Raw genomic sequence first — 18,111 nt, 5'->3', positions numbered from 1 at the left:
GGCCAAGGTCTTGTCGGAAACGCGGGCGATGTCCGCGTTTTTCGATTCCATCGCCGCAAAAGATGCGTTAAGGGAGCCGCATGACGATCAAGCCCCTCATCATCCTCCCGGATCCCCTGCTGCGCCAGGTTTCCACGTCCATTGAACGTGTCGATGCCGAGCTCCAGAAGCTCGCCGACGACATGCTTGAAACCATGTACGAGGCGCCGGGCATCGGCCTTGCCGCCATCCAGGTCGGCGTGCCGCGCCGCCTTCTGGTGATCGACGTCTCCAAGGAAGGGGAGGACAAGCAGCCGCTGGTCTTCATCAATCCCGAGATCATCAAGTCGTCCGACGAAAGATCCGTCTACGAAGAGGGCTGCCTGTCGATCCCCGACTACTATGCCGAGGTCGAGCGCCCGGCAATGGTGACGGTCAAGTCGATCGACCGCGACGGCAAGGAGCAGATGACCGAGGCCGACGGCCTGCTGGCCACCTGCCTGCAGCACGAAATCGACCATCTGAACGGCGTTCTCTTCATCGACCATATCTCCCGGCTGAAGCGCGAGATGGTGATCAAGAAGTTCACCAAGGCGGCAAAGTCGAAGGCGCTCTGATCATCGGCCGGCGATCCTCGCCGGTGGAGACGGGCGTCGATCGCGGAAGGGGTGGAAACCATCATGGCACTTCGCATCATCTTCATGGGCACGCCCGAATTCTCCGTCGCGACGCTTGAGGCATTGGCTGCGGCCGGCCACCAGATCGTCGCGGTCTATACCCAACCGCCGCGCCCGGGCGGGCGGCGCGGGCTCGACCTGCAGAAATCCCCCGTCCATCTTTGCGCCGAGCGGCTCGGCCTGCCGGTCCTGCATCCGCAGAATTTTCGCGAGGCGGAACAGCGGGACCGCTTCCGTGCCTTCAATGCCGACGTTGCCGTGGTCGTCGCCTATGGTCTGCTGCTGCCGGAAGCGATCCTCACCGGCACGCGGCTTGGCGCCTATAATGGCCATGCCTCGCTCCTGCCGCGCTGGCGCGGAGCCGCCCCCATCCAGCGCGCCATCATGGCGGGCGACGCCGAGACCGGCATGATGGTGATGAAGATGGACAGGGGGCTCGACACCGGCCCCGTGGCGCTCACCCGCACCATTGCGATCGACCCTGACATGACCGCGGGCGAACTGCATGACCGCCTGAGCGTCATCGGTGCCAAAGCCATGGTCGAGGCGATGGCTGCGCTCGAAGCCGGCACGCTGCAGACCGTGCCGCAGGCCGAAGAAGGCGTGCTCTATGCGGCAAAGATCGACAAGGCCGAAACACGCATCGATTTTTCCCGCGACGCCGCGCAGGTGCACGATCACATTCGCGGCCTGTCGCCCTTTCCCGGCGCATGGTTCGAGCTGGAGGTGAACGGCAGGCCCGAGCGGGTCAAGGTTCTCGGCTCGATCCTGGCCGAGGGCGAAGGCGTCGCCGGCACGGTCATCGACCAGGCGCTGACCATCGCCTGCGGAAAGGGCGCCGTGCGGCTAACCCGCCTGCAGAAGGCCGGCGGCAAGCCGCTCGATGCGGCCGATTTCCTGCGCGGAACGCCCGTTTCACCCGGAACGGTGCTTCGCTGATGCCGCGTTTCCGCATGACCGTCGAGTATGACGGTTCCCCCTATGTCGGCTGGCAGCGCCAGGACAACGGCCATTCGGTGCAGACGGCACTCGAAAACGCAGTGCTGTCCCTAACCGGCGAAACCGTGTCGGTCCGCGGCGCCGGCCGCACGGATTCCGGGGTGCATGCCAAGGGGCAGGTGGTACATCTCGACCTGACGCGCGCCTGGGTGCCCTACAAGCTGCGCAATGCGCTCAATGCCTATCTGGGGCTGGCCGGCGAACGGGTGGCCGTGCTGGATGTCCGCGCGGTCGACGACGGTTTCGACGCGCGCTTCTCCGCCATCCGCCGACACTATCTCTATCGCATCATCACCCGCCCCGCCCGTCTCGCGCTCGAAGCTGAGCGGGCCTGGTGGGTGTCGAAGCCGCTCGACCACCAAGCCATGCATGCGGCCGCCCAGCGGCTCGTCGGCCACCACGACTTCACCACGTTCCGCTCCGCCCATTGCCAGGCCAACAGTCCGATGCGGACACTCGATCGGCTGGATGTGACTCGGGAAGGCGATCTGATCGAGATCCGTGCCACGGCGCAAAGCTTCCTGCACAACCAGATCCGCTCCTTCGCCGGCACGCTCAAGCTCGCCGGCGAAGGCAGGATGACGCCCGACGACGTTCAGGCCGCACTCGAAGCGCGCGACCGCGCCGCCTGCGGCCCCGTTGCGCCGCCGGAAGGACTGTTCTTCCTCAAGGTGGATTATCCGGGCGACGAACCCGCCTGAGCGGCGGTCGCGCCGGCGCTTGTCAGGCGCCTGGAAATGACATATCCATATTTCAAGAAATCTCGAAATATGGAGAAACCCGTGGCCGTCACCATCTACCACAATCCCGCCTGCGGCACGTCGCGCAACACGCTCGAAATGATCCGCCAGTCGGGCGAGCAGCCGGTGGTCATCGAATATCTGAAGACCCCGCCGAGCCGCGAGCGGCTGGTCGAGCTGATCGGCAAGATGGGCATTGCGCCGCGCGAGCTGCTGCGCAAGAAGGGCACGCCCTACGAGGAGCTCGGACTCGATGATGCCGGCCTTTCCGATGATCAGCTGATCGATGCGATGATGACGCATCCGATCCTCATCAATCGCCCGATCGTCGAGACGGACAAGGGCACGCGCCTCTGCCGGCCCTCGGAGACCGTTTTGCCGCTCCTGGACAATCCGGTCGACACCTACACCAAGGAAGATGGCGAGATCGTCAAGGCGGGTGGTGCGGCGGAATGAGCATGGACGATACCGATACGCCGAACATCGACGACCGTCAGTTCCGATCCGTCGATGAGTCGCGCCTGTTCCAGCCTGAACGCATGACCCACCCGCCGCGCATCCTGATGCTCTACGGTTCGCTGCGGGAGCGGTCCTATTCGCGGCTCCTGACGGAGGAGGCGGCCCGCATCCTGCGCCGCTATGGCGCCGAAGTCCGCATCTTCGATCCGCACGGCCTGCCGCTCGCCGACGCGGTCGAAGCGTCCCACCCCAAGGTGCAGGAGCTGCGCGACCTGTCCCTCTGGTCCGAAGGCCAGGTCTGGTGCTCGCCCGAGCGGCATGGCGCCATGTCGGGGGCGATGAAGACGCAGATCGACTGGCTCCCGCTGTCGATGGGAGCGATCCGTCCGACGCAGGGCCGGACGCTGGCGCTCATGCAGGTCTGTGGTGGATCGCAGAGCTTCAATTCGCTCAACCAGATGCGCGTGTTGGGCCGCTGGATGCGCATGGTCACCATCCCGAACCAGTCGTCGGTGCCGAAGGCCTTCAGCGAATTCGACGAGGCCGGGCGGATGAAGCCGTCTTCCTATTACGAGCGCGTCGTCGATGTGATGGAGGAGTTGGTCAAGTTCACGCTGTTGGTGCGCGAGCGCTCGGACTATCTGGTCGAGCGCTATTCCGAGCGCGTCGAGACCGCGGCCGAATTGTCGAAGCGGGTCAACCAGCGCGCGATCTGAACCGTCTCAGCGCGGATAGATGTCGAGATAGCGCTCCAGCAGTTCCGACAGGATCATCGTCGGCACGAGCAGCACCATCGTCACCGTCGCGATGGTCAACACATGCTCGCCGAGCACCATGCGGAAGATGCGAAAGAGCGTGATGACCAGGGCCAGCGCCAGCAGGTAGGACAGGATGACGGCGAGCCCGGTGAGGCTCGGCAGCAGCATCATGATCAGCAGCACCACGCCGTATCCGTAAGCCACCGGCAGCGTCAGCCAGTTGGAAATGACCACGATCGACAGGAACTTGTCGCCGATGCCGACGAGCCAGCTGAGCAGGCCGACCAGCACCAGGGGCACGATCCAGTTGGCGACTTCGACCAGCGCGAGCCGGAAGAAGAACAACGCCCCGACGTCCGCCCCCTCGGGCAGGGTCTGCAAATAGATGCTGCGCCACCACAGGAAGGTGAGCAGCGTGGTCGGCAGGACGAAGAATGCCGCCCAGAACGATCGCAAGGCGCCGCGGTCGGAAAAGTCGAGATGGGCAAAGCCCTTGGGGTCCTGCCGGAACAGCAGCCACAGGCCGGTCAGGTAGAACTCGACCTCCTTAAGCGTTGGCATTCGCAAACCACTGTTCAATGAAGGTCTTGTAGATCCGGGTCAGCGTTTCCAGGTCTTCGACCGCGACCCGTTCGTCGACCATATGCATGGTCTGGCCCACCAGCCCGAATTCCACCACCGGGCAGTAGTCCTTGATGAAGCGCGCGTCCGAGGTGCCACCGGTCGTCGACAGCTGCGGGGTCGAGCCGGTCACCGTCTCGATCGCGCCGGACAGGGAGGCGATCAGCGCGTTGTTGCGGGTCAGGAAGACGTGGCTCGGACGTTCCGACCAGACGATCTCGTAAGCGACCGGATCGCGGCCGGGGCGCAGATGGCTGTCCGCCGCAGCCTCGTCGAGCCGGCGCAGGATTTCGGCCTGGACGCTCTCCGCCGTCCACACATCGTTGAAGCGGATGTTGAACTTGAAGCTGGTCGTGGCCGGAATGACATTGGTTGCCGGATTGCCGACATCGATCGAGGTGACCTCGAGATTGGACGGCTGGAAATTGTCGGTGCCGTGATCGAAGGGCGGATGCATCAGCGCGTCGGCCAGTCGGACCGCGCCACGCACCGGATTGTCGGCAAGATGCGGATAGGCCGCATGCCCCTGCACGCCGCGCACGGTGACGGTGGCGGAGATCGAACCGCGCCGGCCGATCTTGATCATGTCGCCGAGCTGGTCGGGATTGGTCGGCTCGCCGACCAGGCAGGCGTCCCAGTGCTCGCCCTTGTTCTTCGCCCATTCGAGCAGCTTGACGGTGCCGTTGACGGCCGGGCCTTCCTCGTCGCCCGTGATCAGCAGCGAGACGGAACCTTTCGGCGGCCCCTTCTCCTCGACCAGTCTTGCGAGTGCCGTAACGAAGCAGGCGATGCCGCCCTTCATGTCGACGGCGCCGCGGCCATAAAGCATGCCGTCGGCGATATCGGCGGCAAAGGGAGGGTGGCTCCAGTCGGCCTCGTTGCCGACAGGCACCACATCGGCATGGCCGGCAAACATCAGGTGCGGGCCTTCGCTGCCGAGCCGGGCATAGAGGTTTTCGATGTCGGGCGTGCCCGGCTCGCTGGCCGTCATGCGCTCCACCTTGAAGCCGAGCGGCTCGACGAGGGCCTGCAGCGTGGTGAGCGCGCCGCCTTCGGCGGGCGTCACGGACGGGCAGCGGATGAGGGCCTGGAGGACTTCGGCGGGATTGGTGCTGTTCATGATCTCTGGGCGCTGTCGAGGTCCGGCAGCATGGCTGCCGCGACCGTCTGGGAGGTTGAGTGAGGTTTAGCCGATCGGCCGGCGCCTGTCACGAGCCAAGGACCGGCTCAGCTTTTCGGCCAGTCCGATGTCGGGCCGTAGGCGTTCGGCCCGGGCATCGAGGGCCAGAGGCAGAGCACGAACAGCATGACGAAGGACACGGCGGGCACGAACAGGACGAAGACGAGGATGCCCGGCAGACCCATGTCATGCAGCCGCTTGATGCTCATCATCATCGTCGAGGCGACGGAGACCGTCAGTCCGGCGAAGAACAGCAGGCTGAACAGCCGGAACAGGTCCTCGTCCTCCTGATGGAGGGCGAGGGAGGCGACGGTGTAGCAGTTGAGCGTCATCCAGAACAGCCAGCCGAGGATGAACACCTGCCGTCCGGCGCGCCCGGACGGGCTGAAGAACAGCCAGCTGACGGTCGGCCGCCGGGCCGGCGCCTGCATTGGGCTCAGTCCCTGAGCAGTTCGTTGATACCGGTCTTGGAGCGGGTCTTGGCGTCCACGCGTTTTACGATGACCGCGCAGTAGAGGTTCGGCGCCGGCTGTCCGTTGGCCATGGTCTTGTCGGACGGCAGCGAGCCGGCGACGACGACGGAATAGGGCGGTACTTCGCCATAGGAGATCTCGCCGGAGGCGCGATCGACGATCTTGGTCGACTTGCCGATGAACACACCCATGCCGAGCACCGAGCCCTCGCGGACGATGCAGCCTTCGACGACTTCGGAACGCGCGCCGATGAAGCAATTGTCCTCGATGATGGTCGGGCCCGCCTGCATCGGCTCCAGAACGCCGCCGATGCCGACGCCGCCGGACAGATGCACATGCGCGCCGATCTGGGCGCAGGAGCCGACGGTCGCCCAGGTGTCGACCATCGTGCCTTCGCCGACATAGGCGCCGAGATTGACGAAGGACGGCATCAGGATGGCGTTCGGCGCGATATAGGCCGAGCGACGTACGACAGCGTTCGGCACGGCGCGGAAGCCGGCGCGCTCGAATTCACTGGTGCTCCAGCCGTCGAACTTGGAAGGCACCTTGTCCCACCAGGTCGAACCGCCGGGGCCGCCGCTCACCACTTCCATGGCGTTCAGGCGGAAGGAAAGCAGCACGGCCTTCTTCAGCCACTGATGAACCGTCCAGTTGCCGTCCTCGCCGCGGGTCGCGACGCGCGCCTTGCCGCTGTCGAGCAGGTTGAGGGAGGTTTCGACGGCGTCGCGGATCTCGCCGCGGGTCGAGGTGTTGACCGTATCGCGATTGTCGAATGCCGCTTCGATGACGTGTTCGAGGGCGCTGAGATCCGTGGCGTTCATCTGAATTCCTTAAACTTCGTTGTTTATCGTTGAACCGGACGATATCCGCATTCGCAATCGGGAACTGACCTTTGCTCTAGCGCATTCGCCCGGGGTTGAAAACAGCCGCCGGCGCATTCGGCGTCTCCGATCGCGACAAAGAAAGGCATGAAAAATGGCAAAACCCTCCAACGGCCGGGAACGGAGCAAGGACGGATCATGGGCCGCGCTGAAGGACAGCCAGACCGACCGCAGACGCGCCGCCGAGGTGCCGCGCACGCCGCAGTCCGAATCCCCGTCCTACCGGCTCGCCTATGTCGACGACGACTTCATGATGCGCGAAGAGCTGCGCCCGGTGCGGCTGCAGCTCGAATTGCTGAAAGTCGAGATGATTCTCGCCGAGCGCGGCATCAAGTCGACGGTCGTCATGTTCGGCGGCGCGCGCATTCCCGAGCCCGGCAAGGATGCCTGGGCCGCGCGCAACGAGACCCAGCGCGCCAGTCTCATGGCGGCATCCGTCTATTACGAGGAGGCGCGCAAGTTCGCCCGCTTGTGCGCCGGATATGCGGCCCAATTTGACCACCATGAATATGTCGTGACGACGGGTGGCGGGCCGGGCGTCATGGAGGCCGGCAATCGTGGCGCCGCCGAAATGGGAGCCCCCACCATCGGCCTCAACATCGTTCTGCCGCACGAGCAGGCGCCGAACCCCTATGTGACGCCGGAGCTCAGCTTCAACTTTCACTATTTCGCCATCCGCAAGATGCATTTTCTCATGCGCGCCAAGGCGATCGTCATCTTTCCCGGTGGCTTCGGCACGCTGGACGAGTTTTTCGAGGCGCTGACGCTGATCCAGACGAAGCGCATGGCGCCGATCCCGCTCATTCTCTTCGGTGAGGCATTCTGGCGAGGCATCGTCAATTTCGAGGCGCTGGCCGAATTCGGCACCATCGCACCGGACGATCTGAAATTGTTGAATTTTGTCGAGACCGCCGACCAGGCCTGGCAGATCATTGCCGACCACTACGAACACTGACGAATCCGCCCGACGAAAAGAGGCCCGCGAGATTGCTCGCGGGCCTCTTTCTCATTCGTGGCAGGTGGCGCCTACTGCATCCAGAAGCCGCGCTTCGGGAAGTCGTCGGCGGTGATGGCGCCATCCTTGTCGGTGTCCATCCGCGTGAACATTTGGTCTGCCATTGCTGCGGCCTCTTCCTTGCTGATCTGGCCGTTCTCGTCGGTGTCCGCCATGCCCATCATGCCGCGCGGACCCATGGCGCCCATGCGGTCGCCCATCGGCCCGCCACGTTCCATGCCGGGACCGCGATTGCCGTCGCGCATGCCGTGATGTCTGCCGTGGCGCTGGTCGTCGTCGCCCCAGCCATGGCCCTTGCTCTGGCGCGGACCGTCGCAATCGTCCCCACCGGGACCGCGGTCGCCGTCAGGACCCCAACCGAACTGGTTGCCCATTCCATCGCGCGGCGGCAGACCGTTCATCGGGCCGGTGCCGTCCTGGGGACCCTGTCCCTGTCCGGCGCCCTGGCCCTGGCCCTGACCTTGCCCCTGACCCTGGCCTGTGGCGGGACCATTGCCCTGAGCCTGTTCGTCTGCCGCCGGTGCATTGGCCTGCATTTCGGCCTGGCGCGCGGCGCGCATGGCCTCGCGGTGCTTGCGGAACTCGCCGGGGATCAGCACGCCGTCCTTGTCGGCATCGATGGTGGCGAACATCTTGTCCCTGGCGGCCATGGCCTCGTCTTTGGAGATCTTGCCGTCCTTGTTGGAATCGAATTCCTGCAGCATGCGCACGAACATGCCTTCGCCGCCCGGACCGCGGCCCATGTCCTGGCGGGCGAGAACGGCCGAAGCCGAGGTGCCGATCAGGAGGCTGCCGATGATCGCTGCGAGGGTCAGTGTCTTGCCGGTCATGGGGTAGTTCCTTTCATCATCTGGTGATGAGAGGAAAATAGGGAGGTCGAGCGCAAGAACCTACTTAAACATCGGTAAGCTGGGTGAAGCTTTGGTAATGTTTGAAATCGTCAGAGAGCGCTGTCGACGAGGTGGCCAAGGAAGCCTGCGAGGTCGTCGGTGACATAGTCAATGCTGGCCGGATCGGTATTGTCCGCCAGTTCCCAGCTTTCCAGCACGACATCGCCGAGATTGTGCGGCACGAGCAGAACCGTCTTCATGCCCAGCGTCTTCGGCACCGCCAGATTGCGCGGCAGGTCCTCGAACATGGCGGCATGGCGCGTGTCGATCCGGTTGAGGCTGGTGAATTTGTCATAGGTGCTGCCGGCGGGCTTCGGCTGGTAGCCGGCCGCGACGATATCGAAGATGTCGTCAAAATGGTCGAGAATGCCAAGCGCCCGCGCGGCATCCTGCGCATGAGCGACCGTGCCGTTGGTGAAGATGAACTTGCGGCCCGGCAGCGCCTTGATCGCCGCGCCGAGCGTCTCGTCGGGCAGCAGCGCCGAATAGTCGATCGCATGGGCCTTTTCGAGGAAGTCGTTCGGATCGACGCCGTGATGCTGCATCAGGCCGGCCAGCGTCGTGCCGTGATCGTGATAGTATCTCTTCTGCAGCACCTTCGCCTCGACCGGATCCATCTGCAGCAGCTGCGCCACGTAAGCCGTCATGTTGCGGTCGATCTGCGCGAACAGATTGATGTGATGCGGGTAGAGCGTGTTGTCGAGGTCGAACACCCAGTCGCGGACATGGGCGAAGTCGTCTTTGTGCGGAAGAAGGGCTTTGTCGGTCATGCTCGCGTTATGACAGGACCGGCGGATTTGGCAAGCCGATCTGCGTCGGCCGGCGGCCCGAACGTGCCCGCATTTCCCGGAGACCAAAGTCCCCCGCGGCGACGGCCACGAGGGGATCCTGTGTCGATCGGGCGAGCGGCCCCGATCACTTCATCTCGTATATGTCGATCGGGAAGTACTTTTTGTTGATCTCGGCATATTTGCCGTTGGCGCGGATGGCGTCGATCGCCGCATTCAGCTTGGCGAGCAGGTCGGTGTCTTCCTTGCGCACCGCAATGCCGGCGCCCTGGCCGATGAACTTCGGATCGGCGATCGGTGCACCGACCAGCTCGCAGCACTTTGCGCCATCGCCCTTCGACAGCCAGTCCATCATCGGCAGCATGTCGCCGATCTGGACGTCGAGACGGCCGTTGATCATGTCCATGTTGACCTCGTCCTGGGTCGGATAGAGCTTGATGTCGAGGTCCGGATAGGTGGCGGTGGCATATTCGGCCTGCGTCGTGCCGGACTGCGCGCCGATCACCTTGCCCTTCAGGCCCTCGTTGGAGAAGTCGGTGATGTTGGCGCCCTTCTGGGCGATGTGGGTCATCGGCGCCTTGTAGTAGGACTTGGTGAAGGCGACTTTCTCGGCGCGTTCCGGTGTGATGAACATCGAGGCGATCATGAAGTCGAACTTCTTCGCCTGCAGCGCCGGGATGATGCCGTCCCAGTCCTGCGTCACGACCTCGCATTCGACCTTCATCTCGGCGCACAGCGCCATGCCGATCTCGACGTCGAAACCGCCGACCTTGCCGTCCGCGGCAACGAAGTTGAAGGGCGGATAGGCGCCCTCGGTGCCGATGACCAACTTGTCGGCCGCCTGGGCGGAAAGCGCAGTCAGGGCAGTGAAGGCCAGGGCCAGAATGGTTTTCTTCATGATCGTTCCCCTTGTTGTGACGCCTTTCGCGGCGCCTTGCCGGCCAGTCTATGCAGCGCTTGAGCATCAGCGAAATAGATAGTTGCAATAGTCGATATCAACGTGATTTATTGGGGAATGCCTTTCCGCGGGACGCCTCCCATGGCCAATAAACGGCTCGAACGCTTCGCCCACAATCTCGACTGGAATCTGCTGCGGACCTTCGCCGTCGTTGTCGAGGAAGGCTCGATCACGGCCGCTGCCTCGCGTCTGCTGTTGCAGCAGCCGGCCGTTTCCATGGCGCTGAAACGGCTGGAGGAAACCACCGGCCACCGGCTGATCGACCGCCGCCCCGGCCGCTTCGAGATGACGGAGGCCGGCGAGCGATTGTATCGCCAGGCGCGCGACATCTTCGCTGCGGTCGTTCGCCTGCCGGATACGTTGGAAGGCGCCGGTGCCGACATCACCGGCCATGTCTCGGTCCATGCCGTCTCCCATGTCCATCACCCCGGCTGGGACGAACGCACCGCCCGCTTCTTCACCGCCCATCCCAAGGTCACGATGAACGTGACGATCGAGACCACGGCGGATGTCATCAGTTCGGTCGAGCGCGGCATTGCCAGCATCGGCATCTGCGACGGCATCATTCCCGATCATCTGGCCAAGGTCCCCTACAAGCTGGAGCGCTATGCGCTCTATTGCGGCGCCGGACACCGTCTGTTCGGTGTGGAGGGCGCATCGCTCAACGACCTGCGCGGCGATCCCTATGTCGCCTTCACCGCCGACGTGCTCGGCGGCCAGCACATGAACGCGGTCACCGCCGTGCGCGCCGTCGGTTCGTTCGGGCAGGAGGTGCGGGCCGTGTCGAGCCATGTCGAGGAGGTGATTCGCATGGTCGCCGCCAATATCGGCATCGGCATGTTGCCCAATCATCTCGTGCGCCCCTGGGTCGAGACCGGTCGGCTCTGGCAATTGCCGCCCTACGGCAGCCTGCCCGTCAGCGAAGTCTTCCTGATCAGCAATCCCAATGCCATGCTCAATCCGGCAGAACAGGCCTTCGTCGCAGCGATGGACGGGCTCGAACTCTTCGAGGACGAAGCGCCGCATCAATTTGCTTGATGCTCGCTTTTCTCTCTATAAATTTGAATGTGGGTGCTCTCCCCGGCTAGCATGCGGCCTTCATTCGGGAAGACCACATGCAGACCTATGACATCGCCATCCTCGGCGGCGGCATCGCCGGCCTATCGCTCGCCTATTTCCTTGGCGCCAGCCGTTCGGTCGTGGTGCTCGAGCGCGAAGAAAACCTCGGCTATCACGCGACCGGCCGCTCGGCGGCGGAATTCGTGCTACGCTACAACAGCCCGGAGGTCTGCACGCTTGCCGCCATCAGCCGCGACTTCTTCGACCATCCGCCCGAGGGTTTCGCCGAGGTGCCGCTGCTGGTGCCGCGCGGCGGGCTGATGATCGCCCATGCGGAAAAGCTCGAACGGTTCGAGGCCCATTTCGCCGCCGAACAGACAAAGGCCGACAATCTCACGCGGCTGACCGTCGAAGAGGCCCTCGCCACGGTGCCGATCCTCGACCCTACCTATGTCGCCGGCGTCTATCACGATCCGGAATTCTGGGACATCGAGGTCGAGAGTCTCCTGCAGGGCTATGTGAAGGGTGCCCGCCGCGCCGGCGTCGAGATCCGCCAGAAGGCCGGCGTGATCTCCGCCCGCGACGATGGCCGCCGATGGGTTCTTGACACCGAGGGTGGCACGATCACCGCGCGGATCGTGGTGAACGCCACCGGCGGCTGGGCCGATCCGACGGCGGAACTCTTCGGCGTCGCACCGGTCGGCATCGTGCCACATCGGCGGACCGCGATCCTCGTCGACCTGACGGAGGGCGTCGATGCCCGCACGATGCCGGAGATCAACGAACTGGACGACGAGTTCTACATCAAGCCCGACGCCGGTCGCCTGCTCGTCTCGCCGGCCGACGAGACGCCTTGCGAGCCGGGCGACGTGCAGCCCGAAGAGATCGACGTCGCCTGGGCGGCGCATCATCTGGAAACCGCAACCACCATGAATGTCAGGCGGATCGCCAGGAGCTGGGCCGGCATGCGCAGCTTCGCGCCCGACCGCCTGCCGGTGATCGGACCGGCCCGCGACAATCCCCGCTTCTTCTGGCTGGCCGGGCAGGGCGGCTACGGCATCCTCAGTTCTCCGGCGCTGGGCGCACTCGCCGCCAGCCTGCTAACCGGAAGCAAGGCTCCCGAGAGCTTCCTGCGGACGGGGCTGACGGCGGCGGCCTTTTCGCCGCAACGTTTCTGAGCCGGCAGGCCGCTTTCCACCATCCGATGGCTTTTCCGCCTCGCCGCCGGGTGCTAACAGCACCTGATGTCCCCCTGGATCCTCATCACCTTCGCCAGCGCATTCCTGCAGAACCTGCGCTCCGTCCTGCAAAAGCACCTGAAAGGCCGAATGGGCACGACGGGCGCGACCTTCGTGCGTTTCGGCTACGGGGTACCTTTCGCGCTGACCTATCTGGCTGTGCTGCATTATGGCCTTGGCCGGCCGCTGCCGGTGCCGGACGGCGCCTTCGCCTTCTGGGCGGTGATCGGCGCCTTTGCCCAGATTGCCGCCACCTTCCTGCTGGTCCACCTCTTCTCGTTCCGCAATTTCGCCGTCGGCACGGCCTATTCGCGCACCGAACCGGCCCAGGCCGCCCTGATCGCGCTGGTCCTGTTCGGCGAGACGATCACCGTCCCGACCCTGATGGCGATCCTGGTCTCGGTGCTCGGCGTCATGCTGATCTCGGTGGCGCGCACAACCCTGACCTTGCCAGCACTTTTTACCTCGGTCGTCAGCCGCACCGCGCTGATCGGCCTGCTGTCCGGCCTGTTCTTCGGCATTTCAGGCATTGCCTACCGTTCCGCGTCGCTCGCCTTGCAGCCGAGCCTGCCCGCGCCCGACAGTGTCATGCAGGCAAGCTACACGCTGGTCGTCGTCATTCTCGTGCAGACCTTCGCCATGCTCTTCTGGATGCTGTGGCGCGACCGCGCCGAGCTTCGCCGCGTCGGTGCAGCCTGGAAGATCGGCATTCTTGTCGGCTTCGTCGGCGCGACCGCCTCCTTCGGCTGGTTCACGGCGATGACCCTGCAGCAGGTGGCGGTGGTCAAGGCGCTGGCCCAGGTCGAGATGCTCTTCACCTTCGCCTCCTCGGTCTTCTTCTTCAAGGAGAAGATCAACCGCCTGGAGGTCGCCGGCTGCGTTCTGATCGTCGCCGGGGTGCTGCTGCTGCTCGTCGTCTGACGGTCCCGTCGCGTCCGGCCTGCCCGCGCCGGTTGCCGGCGCCGGAACGACTCACTATCATCCGTTCCTCGACAGGCGGGAGGCTTGATCCAGGTGACGGAAGCGCTGTTTTGCGAATGGTTCGACACGCCGGTCGGTGATCTGGTCGCCGTCGCCGACGACAGGCATCTGCGGGTTCTGGGCTTCGAGGAGGACGGATCGCCGGCCGAGAGGCTCGAGCGGCAGCGCCGCCGTCTCGGCCGCGACGTCATCGCCGCGGGCAATGCGATCACCACGGCCATGGGGCGGGAGCTCAAGGCCTATTTCGCCGGCGAACTCTTCGACTTCACGCTGCCGCTCGCGCCAGCCGGCAGCGAATTCGAACAGAAGGTCTGGGCGGAGCTGTTGAAGGTGCCGCTCGGCGAGACCTGTTCCTATGGCGATATCGCCAGGAATGTCGGGGGCATGGAAACCGTGCGCGCGGTCGGCAAGGCCAACGGCGCCAATCCGATCGCCATCGTCATTCCCTGCCATCGCTGCATCGGGTCCGACGGTTCGCTCACCGGTTATGGCGGTGGGCTGTGGCGCAAGAAATTCCTCCTGCGCCACGAAGGCGAGATGCGGCCGGTCGGCCTGTTTGCCCGCTGAAGGCTCGGCGTCAGCCCAGTATAGCGTCGATCAGGGAACGATCAGCGTGCCGGCACCGTGCTCGGTGAAGATTTCCAGGAGCACGGAATGCGCCGTCTTGCCGTTGAGGATGACGACACCCTGAACGCCCGCATTGATCGCGTCGATGCAGGTCTCGACCTTGGGAATCATGCCGCCAGAGATCGTGCCGTCCTTGATCAGCGCCCGGGCCTCGGAGACCGAGAGTTCCTTGATCAGTTCGCCATTCTTGTTCAGCACGCCTGGCACGTCGGTGAGGAACAGCAGGCGGGTGGCCCGCAGCGCGCCGGCAATGGCGCCGGCAAACGTGTCGGCATTGATGTTGTAGGTATGGCCGTCGCGGCCGGGCGCCACCGGCGCGATGACCGGGATCATCTCCGACTTGGCGAGCAGGTCGAGCAGCGTGCGGTCGACCTCCACCACCTCGCCGACGAAGCCGAGGTCGAGGACGCGCTCGATGTTGGAATCCGGATCGATGATGGTCTTCTTGGCCTTTTCGGCGAAGACCATGTTGCCGTCCTTGCCGCAAAGGCCGATCGCCCATTCGCCCGTCTGGTTGATGAGGGCGACGATCTCCTTGTTGATCGAGCCGGCCAGCACCATTTCGACGATCTCGACGGTCTTCTGGTCGGTGACGCGAAGGCCCCCTTCGAACTTCGATTCGATGCCCATCCGCGTCAGCATCGCGCCGATCTGCGGGCCGCCGCCATGGACGACGATCGGGTTGACGCCCGACTGCTTCAGAAGGGCGATATCGGCGGCAAAGGCCTTGCCGAGTTCGGCATTGCCCATGGCGTGGCCGCCATATTTCACCACGATCGTCTTGTTCTCGTAGCGCTGCATGAAGGGCAGGGCCTGAGCAAGGAGCCGCGCCTGGGTTTCGCTTTCGGATGCCGTCATCGGATGCCCTCGTGATTGGTTCGCGGCCTTTTAGCGCAAGATCGCCCGCGATGGAATAATCCGGGGAAAGATATGCGTCGCCGATGATCCGGTGATGAACGGATGGCGTAGACGCCTGTAGGACACGACGAAATTGCGCCCGGGGGGAGGGCTGTCTGGAGGAGAGGGCCCGAAAGCCGATGCCTAGCGACGAAATCGCCGTACTGCTGAGCCGAGTGGCCCTCAAGGACCGTTCCGCATTTTCTGTGCTCTATAGCCGTTCCTCGCCGAAACTTTTTGCCATCTGCCTTCGTATATTGCGAGACAGGGCCGATGCCGAGGAGGCGTTGCAGGATGTCTTCGTCAAGATCTGGCAGCGGTCCGAAAGCTTCGCCTCGTCGGGAAACGGTGCCATGGGCTGGCTGGCGGCGATCGCCCGCTACCATTGCATCGACCGCCTGCGGGTGAGACGCCCGCCGGCGGAGGAACTGGAGACGGTCATCGACCTCGCCGACAGCGCGGCCGATCCGGAACAGAGCGCGGTGCTGCGCTCGGAAGGAAAGCGGATTGACACCTGTCTGCAAGCATTGGATCCTGACCGCGCGCGGGCCGTGAGGCATGCCTATGTGGAGGGATTGTCCTATCAGGAACTGGCCGATCGGTTCGCGGTGCCGCTGAACACGATGCGCACATGGCTGCGTCGCAGCCTGTTGAAATTGAGAGAGTGCATGGATGACGACGCCAGACCAGAGCAAGGGTGACCGCTCGCGCGACGAAGTGCTCGCCGGCGAATACGTGCTCGGCGTGCTGGGCGTCGAGGATCGCCTGCAGGTCGAGGAACGGTTGCGCCATGACCGCAGCTTTGCCGTGATCGTTCGGCGCTGGGAGGATAATCTCTCGCAGTTCAACGAGGACTACGGCGTCGAACTGCCGCCCGAAGCGCTCTTCGCCAGGATCGAGGGCAAGATCTACGGCCAGCAGCAGCGCGCTCCGTGGTCGTCGGCATTCGGCGGTCTGTGGAACTCGCTTGCCCTCTGGCGTGGTCTGGCCTTTGCCGGCGTGGCCGTTGCCGCGATCGTCGCCGGAACCGAGGCGGGACTTTGGGACCAGTCGCGAGGCGGCCAGCCGCTGGTGGCGGAACTTGCCGGCAAGGACAGCGTCATCAGCCTCGTCGCGCGTTACGACAGCGGTTCCGGCAAGCTTCAGGTGACGCCCGTCGCGACCGGCGCGCAGCAGCAGAAATCGCTGGAACTCTGGCTGATCGAAGGCGAGGCGGCGCCGCGTTCGCTGGGCGTACTGCCGCAGACCGGCGAAGGCGAGATCATCGTGCCGGCCACGCTGCGCAACCGCTTTGCCGAGGGCGTCATCCTCGCCGTCAGCCTTGAGCCCTTCGGCGGTTCTCCGACTGGCCAGGCCACTGGCCCGGTGATCGCGCTCGGCCCGGCGCATCTGTGACAGGCGCGCCGCCCCGGCGCGCTGGCCAGATTAAAACTATAGAAATTTCAGATAGATAGAGATTCTATTCGGTTTTTTGCGTCTCGCCTGAAACTTCCCCGCATCTGCCCTCGTCCTTTGTAGTGTTCCCGGCAACGGGATCGAAACAACCGCCCGGATGGCAATCCTGCCGCCGAGGACGGATCGAGAACACCAGGACAGAGGAAACCGAAATGTTCAAGACCACCCTTCGCCCGCTCACCCTTGCCGTTGCGCTCGCAGCCGGCACCATTGCCGCCCATGCCGAAAACCCGATGGTCGGCGGCGCCGCCATGTTCGCAGACAAGAACATCGTCGAAAATGCCGTCAACTCGAAGGACCACACGACTCTGGTCGCCGCCGTCAAGGCCGCCGGCCTGGTCGAAACCCTGTCGGGCAAGGGCCCGTTCACGGTCTTCGCGCCTGTCAATGCCGCCTTCGACGCGCTTCCGGCCGGCACGGTCGACACCCTGCTGAAGCCCGAGAACAAGGATCAGCTGACCAAGGTTCTGACCTGCCACGTCGTGGCCGCTGACGCGATGTCGTCGGCCATCGGCAAGATGATCGCCGACGACGGCGGCACCCATCCGGTCAAGACGATCGGCGGCTGCATGCTGCAGGCCAAGATGGACGGCGACAAGATCACGCTCACCGACGAGAGCGGCGGCGTGGCCACCGTGACCATCGCCGACGTCAAGCAGTCGAATGGCGTGATCCACGTGATCGACAAGGTCCTGCTGCCGAAGGCCTGAGCCGCACCTCTGCCCCGCTTTCGGCGGGGCACTTCTTAAGCCGGGCGTACTGCGTCAGGTTGGCTGGCCGATGGCCTCGAGGATTGCCCCGCGCAAATCGTCGAGGCCATTTCCTTTTTCCGAGGAGGTGGCGACGATGAAGGGATAGGCGGCCGGGCGCTTCTTGATCTTTTCCAGGGTTTCCGCGATCAGGCGCGGAACGCCGGCTTCCTTGATCTTGTCGGTCTTGGTCAGCACGATCTGGTAGGACACCGCCGCCTTGTCGAGCAGGTCGAGCACCTCGTCGTCGTTCTTCTTGATGCCGTGGCGGCTGTCGATCAGCACGTAGACACGCTTCAGCGTGGCGCGGCCACGCAGATAGTCGAAGACCAGCTTGGTCCAGGCGTCGACATGTTCCTTCGGCGCCTGGGCATAGCCATAGCCGGGCATGTCGACCAGCGCCATTGGCGGCAGGTCGCCCGCCTCGCCCGAATAGCCTTCCGGAACGAAATAGTTGAGCTCCTGGGTCCGGCCCGGCGTGTTCGACGTGCGGGCGAGGCCCTTCTGGCCGACCAGCGCATTGATCAGCGACGACTTGCCGACGTTCGAGCGACCGGCAAAGGCCACCTCGAGCGGACCTTCGGGGGGAAGGAACTGCATCGACGGCACGCCGCGGATGAAGATCCACGGGCGGCCGAACAGAGGCTGATCTGTCTTCTGCTTGTTGTCTGTCATGGGATCGCCTTT

Annotated in this window: 22 protein-coding genes; 13 read left to right on the top strand and 9 right to left on the bottom strand. The window is 64.3% G+C overall.

The annotated features are described in order from the left end of the window. Positions 1-80 precede the first annotated feature (80 nt). From def to arsH, 5 genes are all read left to right on the top strand, one after another. Entirely contained in the window at positions 81-596 is a 516-nt protein-coding gene (gene def / locus AC07Y0_RS17180; RefSeq protein WP_454744296.1) for a peptide deformylase, read from the top strand. 63 nt (positions 597-659) lie between these two features. After that, positions 660-1,595 (top strand): methionyl-tRNA formyltransferase, encoded by a 936-nt coding sequence (gene fmt / locus AC07Y0_RS17175; RefSeq protein WP_498678933.1) that lies wholly within the window; start codon positions 660-662, stop codon positions 1,593-1,595. Further along, complete coding sequence (gene truA, locus AC07Y0_RS17170; RefSeq protein ID WP_498678932.1) at positions 1,595-2,356, top strand: tRNA pseudouridine(38-40) synthase TruA; 762 nt, start codon at positions 1,595-1,597, stop codon at positions 2,354-2,356. Before fmt ends, truA begins: the two co-directional genes overlap by 1 nt. A gap of 81 nt (positions 2,357-2,437) precedes the next feature. After that, entirely contained in the window at positions 2,438-2,851 is a 414-nt protein-coding gene (gene arsC, locus AC07Y0_RS17165; RefSeq protein ID WP_498680263.1) for an arsenate reductase (glutaredoxin), read from the top strand. 2 nt (positions 2,852-2,853) lie between these two features. After that, positions 2,854-3,570, top strand: coding sequence for an arsenical resistance protein ArsH (arsH, locus tag AC07Y0_RS17160; RefSeq protein WP_498678931.1), 717 nt, complete (start codon positions 2,854-2,856; stop codon positions 3,568-3,570). A 6-nt stretch (positions 3,571-3,576) separates the two neighbouring features. On the opposite strand, the gene AC07Y0_RS17155 is transcribed toward arsH, so the two are convergent. From AC07Y0_RS17155 to dapD, 4 genes are all read right to left on the bottom strand, one after another. After that, the gene (locus AC07Y0_RS17155) at positions 3,577-4,173 is read right to left on the bottom strand and encodes a hypothetical protein (protein ID WP_498678930.1); all 597 of its coding nucleotides are present in this window, start codon (positions 4,171-4,173) and stop codon (positions 3,577-3,579) included. Next, positions 4,160-5,353 carry a succinyl-diaminopimelate desuccinylase gene (gene dapE / locus AC07Y0_RS17150; RefSeq protein ID WP_498678929.1) on the bottom strand — a complete coding sequence of 398 codons (1,194 nt, stop codon included), beginning with the start codon at positions 5,351-5,353 and terminating at the stop codon, positions 4,160-4,162. The genes AC07Y0_RS17155 and dapE overlap by 14 nt, the downstream gene beginning before the upstream one ends. Positions 5,354-5,460: 107 nt before the next feature. Further along, a complete protein-coding gene (locus AC07Y0_RS17145; protein ID WP_498678928.1) occupies positions 5,461-5,844 on the bottom strand; it encodes a DUF805 domain-containing protein in 384 nt (127 codons plus the stop codon). Positions 5,845-5,849: 5 nt separating this feature from the next. Next, positions 5,850-6,707: a 2,3,4,5-tetrahydropyridine-2,6-dicarboxylate N-succinyltransferase gene (dapD, locus tag AC07Y0_RS17140; protein ID WP_498678927.1), complete on the bottom strand. Its 858-nt coding sequence runs from the start codon at positions 6,705-6,707 to the stop codon at positions 5,850-5,852. A gap of 154 nt (positions 6,708-6,861) precedes the next feature. On the opposite strand from dapD, the gene AC07Y0_RS17135 reads away from it, so the two are divergent. After that, a complete protein-coding gene (locus AC07Y0_RS17135) occupies positions 6,862-7,722 on the top strand; it encodes an LOG family protein (protein ID WP_498678926.1) in 861 nt (286 codons plus the stop codon). Between the two features lie 71 nt (positions 7,723-7,793). Here AC07Y0_RS17135 and AC07Y0_RS17130 read toward each other — a convergent pair whose 3' ends face one another. From AC07Y0_RS17130 to AC07Y0_RS17120, 3 genes are all read right to left on the bottom strand, one after another. Next, positions 7,794-8,612, bottom strand: a complete 819-nt coding sequence (locus tag AC07Y0_RS17130; protein ID WP_498678925.1) for an EF-hand domain-containing protein — start codon at positions 8,610-8,612, stop codon at positions 7,794-7,796. 110 nt (positions 8,613-8,722) lie between these two features. Then, positions 8,723-9,442, bottom strand: a complete 720-nt coding sequence (locus AC07Y0_RS17125; protein ID WP_498678924.1) for a pyrimidine 5'-nucleotidase — start codon at positions 9,440-9,442, stop codon at positions 8,723-8,725. A 145-nt stretch (positions 9,443-9,587) separates the two neighbouring features. Next, positions 9,588-10,358, bottom strand: coding sequence for an ABC transporter substrate-binding protein (locus tag AC07Y0_RS17120; RefSeq protein ID WP_498678923.1), 771 nt, complete (start codon positions 10,356-10,358; stop codon positions 9,588-9,590). A 141-nt stretch (positions 10,359-10,499) separates the two neighbouring features. Between AC07Y0_RS17120 and AC07Y0_RS17115 the strand changes: the two genes are divergently transcribed. The 4 genes from AC07Y0_RS17115 (at position 10,500) to AC07Y0_RS17100 (ending at position 14,263) form a co-directional block, all read left to right on the top strand. Beyond that, the gene (locus tag AC07Y0_RS17115; protein WP_498678922.1) at positions 10,500-11,456 is read left to right on the top strand and encodes a LysR family transcriptional regulator; all 957 of its coding nucleotides are present in this window, start codon (positions 10,500-10,502) and stop codon (positions 11,454-11,456) included. Between the two features lie 77 nt (positions 11,457-11,533). Beyond that, entirely contained in the window at positions 11,534-12,655 is a 1,122-nt protein-coding gene (locus tag AC07Y0_RS17110; protein ID WP_498678921.1) for an NAD(P)/FAD-dependent oxidoreductase, read from the top strand. 66 nt (positions 12,656-12,721) lie between these two features. Beyond that, the gene (locus AC07Y0_RS17105; protein ID WP_498678920.1) at positions 12,722-13,636 is read left to right on the top strand and encodes an EamA family transporter; all 915 of its coding nucleotides are present in this window, start codon (positions 12,722-12,724) and stop codon (positions 13,634-13,636) included. 93 nt (positions 13,637-13,729) lie between these two features. Beyond that, a complete protein-coding gene (locus tag AC07Y0_RS17100; protein ID WP_498680262.1) occupies positions 13,730-14,263 on the top strand; it encodes a methylated-DNA--[protein]-cysteine S-methyltransferase in 534 nt (177 codons plus the stop codon). A 30-nt stretch (positions 14,264-14,293) separates the two neighbouring features. Here the strand turns inward: AC07Y0_RS17100 and argB are convergent, their stop codons facing one another. Beyond that, positions 14,294-15,181, bottom strand: coding sequence for an acetylglutamate kinase (argB, locus tag AC07Y0_RS17095; RefSeq protein WP_498678919.1), 888 nt, complete (start codon positions 15,179-15,181; stop codon positions 14,294-14,296). Positions 15,182-15,360: 179 nt separating this feature from the next. Here argB and AC07Y0_RS17090 point away from each other — a divergent pair, with 179 nt between their 5' ends. The 3 genes from AC07Y0_RS17090 to AC07Y0_RS17080 all read left to right on the top strand — a co-directional run bounded on the left by AC07Y0_RS17090 (position 15,361) and on the right by AC07Y0_RS17080 (position 17,385). Next, entirely contained in the window at positions 15,361-15,921 is a 561-nt protein-coding gene (locus AC07Y0_RS17090) for a sigma-70 family RNA polymerase sigma factor (protein WP_498678918.1), read from the top strand. After that, the gene (locus tag AC07Y0_RS17085; protein ID WP_498678917.1) at positions 15,893-16,615 is read left to right on the top strand and encodes an anti-sigma factor; all 723 of its coding nucleotides are present in this window, start codon (positions 15,893-15,895) and stop codon (positions 16,613-16,615) included. The genes AC07Y0_RS17090 and AC07Y0_RS17085 overlap by 29 nt, the downstream gene beginning before the upstream one ends. A gap of 212 nt (positions 16,616-16,827) precedes the next feature. Then, positions 16,828-17,385: a fasciclin domain-containing protein gene (locus AC07Y0_RS17080; RefSeq protein WP_498678916.1), complete on the top strand. Its 558-nt coding sequence runs from the start codon at positions 16,828-16,830 to the stop codon at positions 17,383-17,385. A gap of 54 nt (positions 17,386-17,439) precedes the next feature. Here AC07Y0_RS17080 and yihA read toward each other — a convergent pair whose 3' ends face one another. After that, positions 17,440-18,099: a ribosome biogenesis GTP-binding protein YihA/YsxC gene (gene yihA, locus AC07Y0_RS17075; RefSeq protein WP_498678915.1), complete on the bottom strand. Its 660-nt coding sequence runs from the start codon at positions 18,097-18,099 to the stop codon at positions 17,440-17,442. Positions 18,100-18,111 lie beyond the last annotated feature (12 nt).

The organism is Allorhizobium sp. GW101-3B10 (assembly GCF_059424725.1).
Note: the sequence above shows the minus strand (reverse complement) of the source record. Positions and strands in the feature narration are given on the sequence as shown.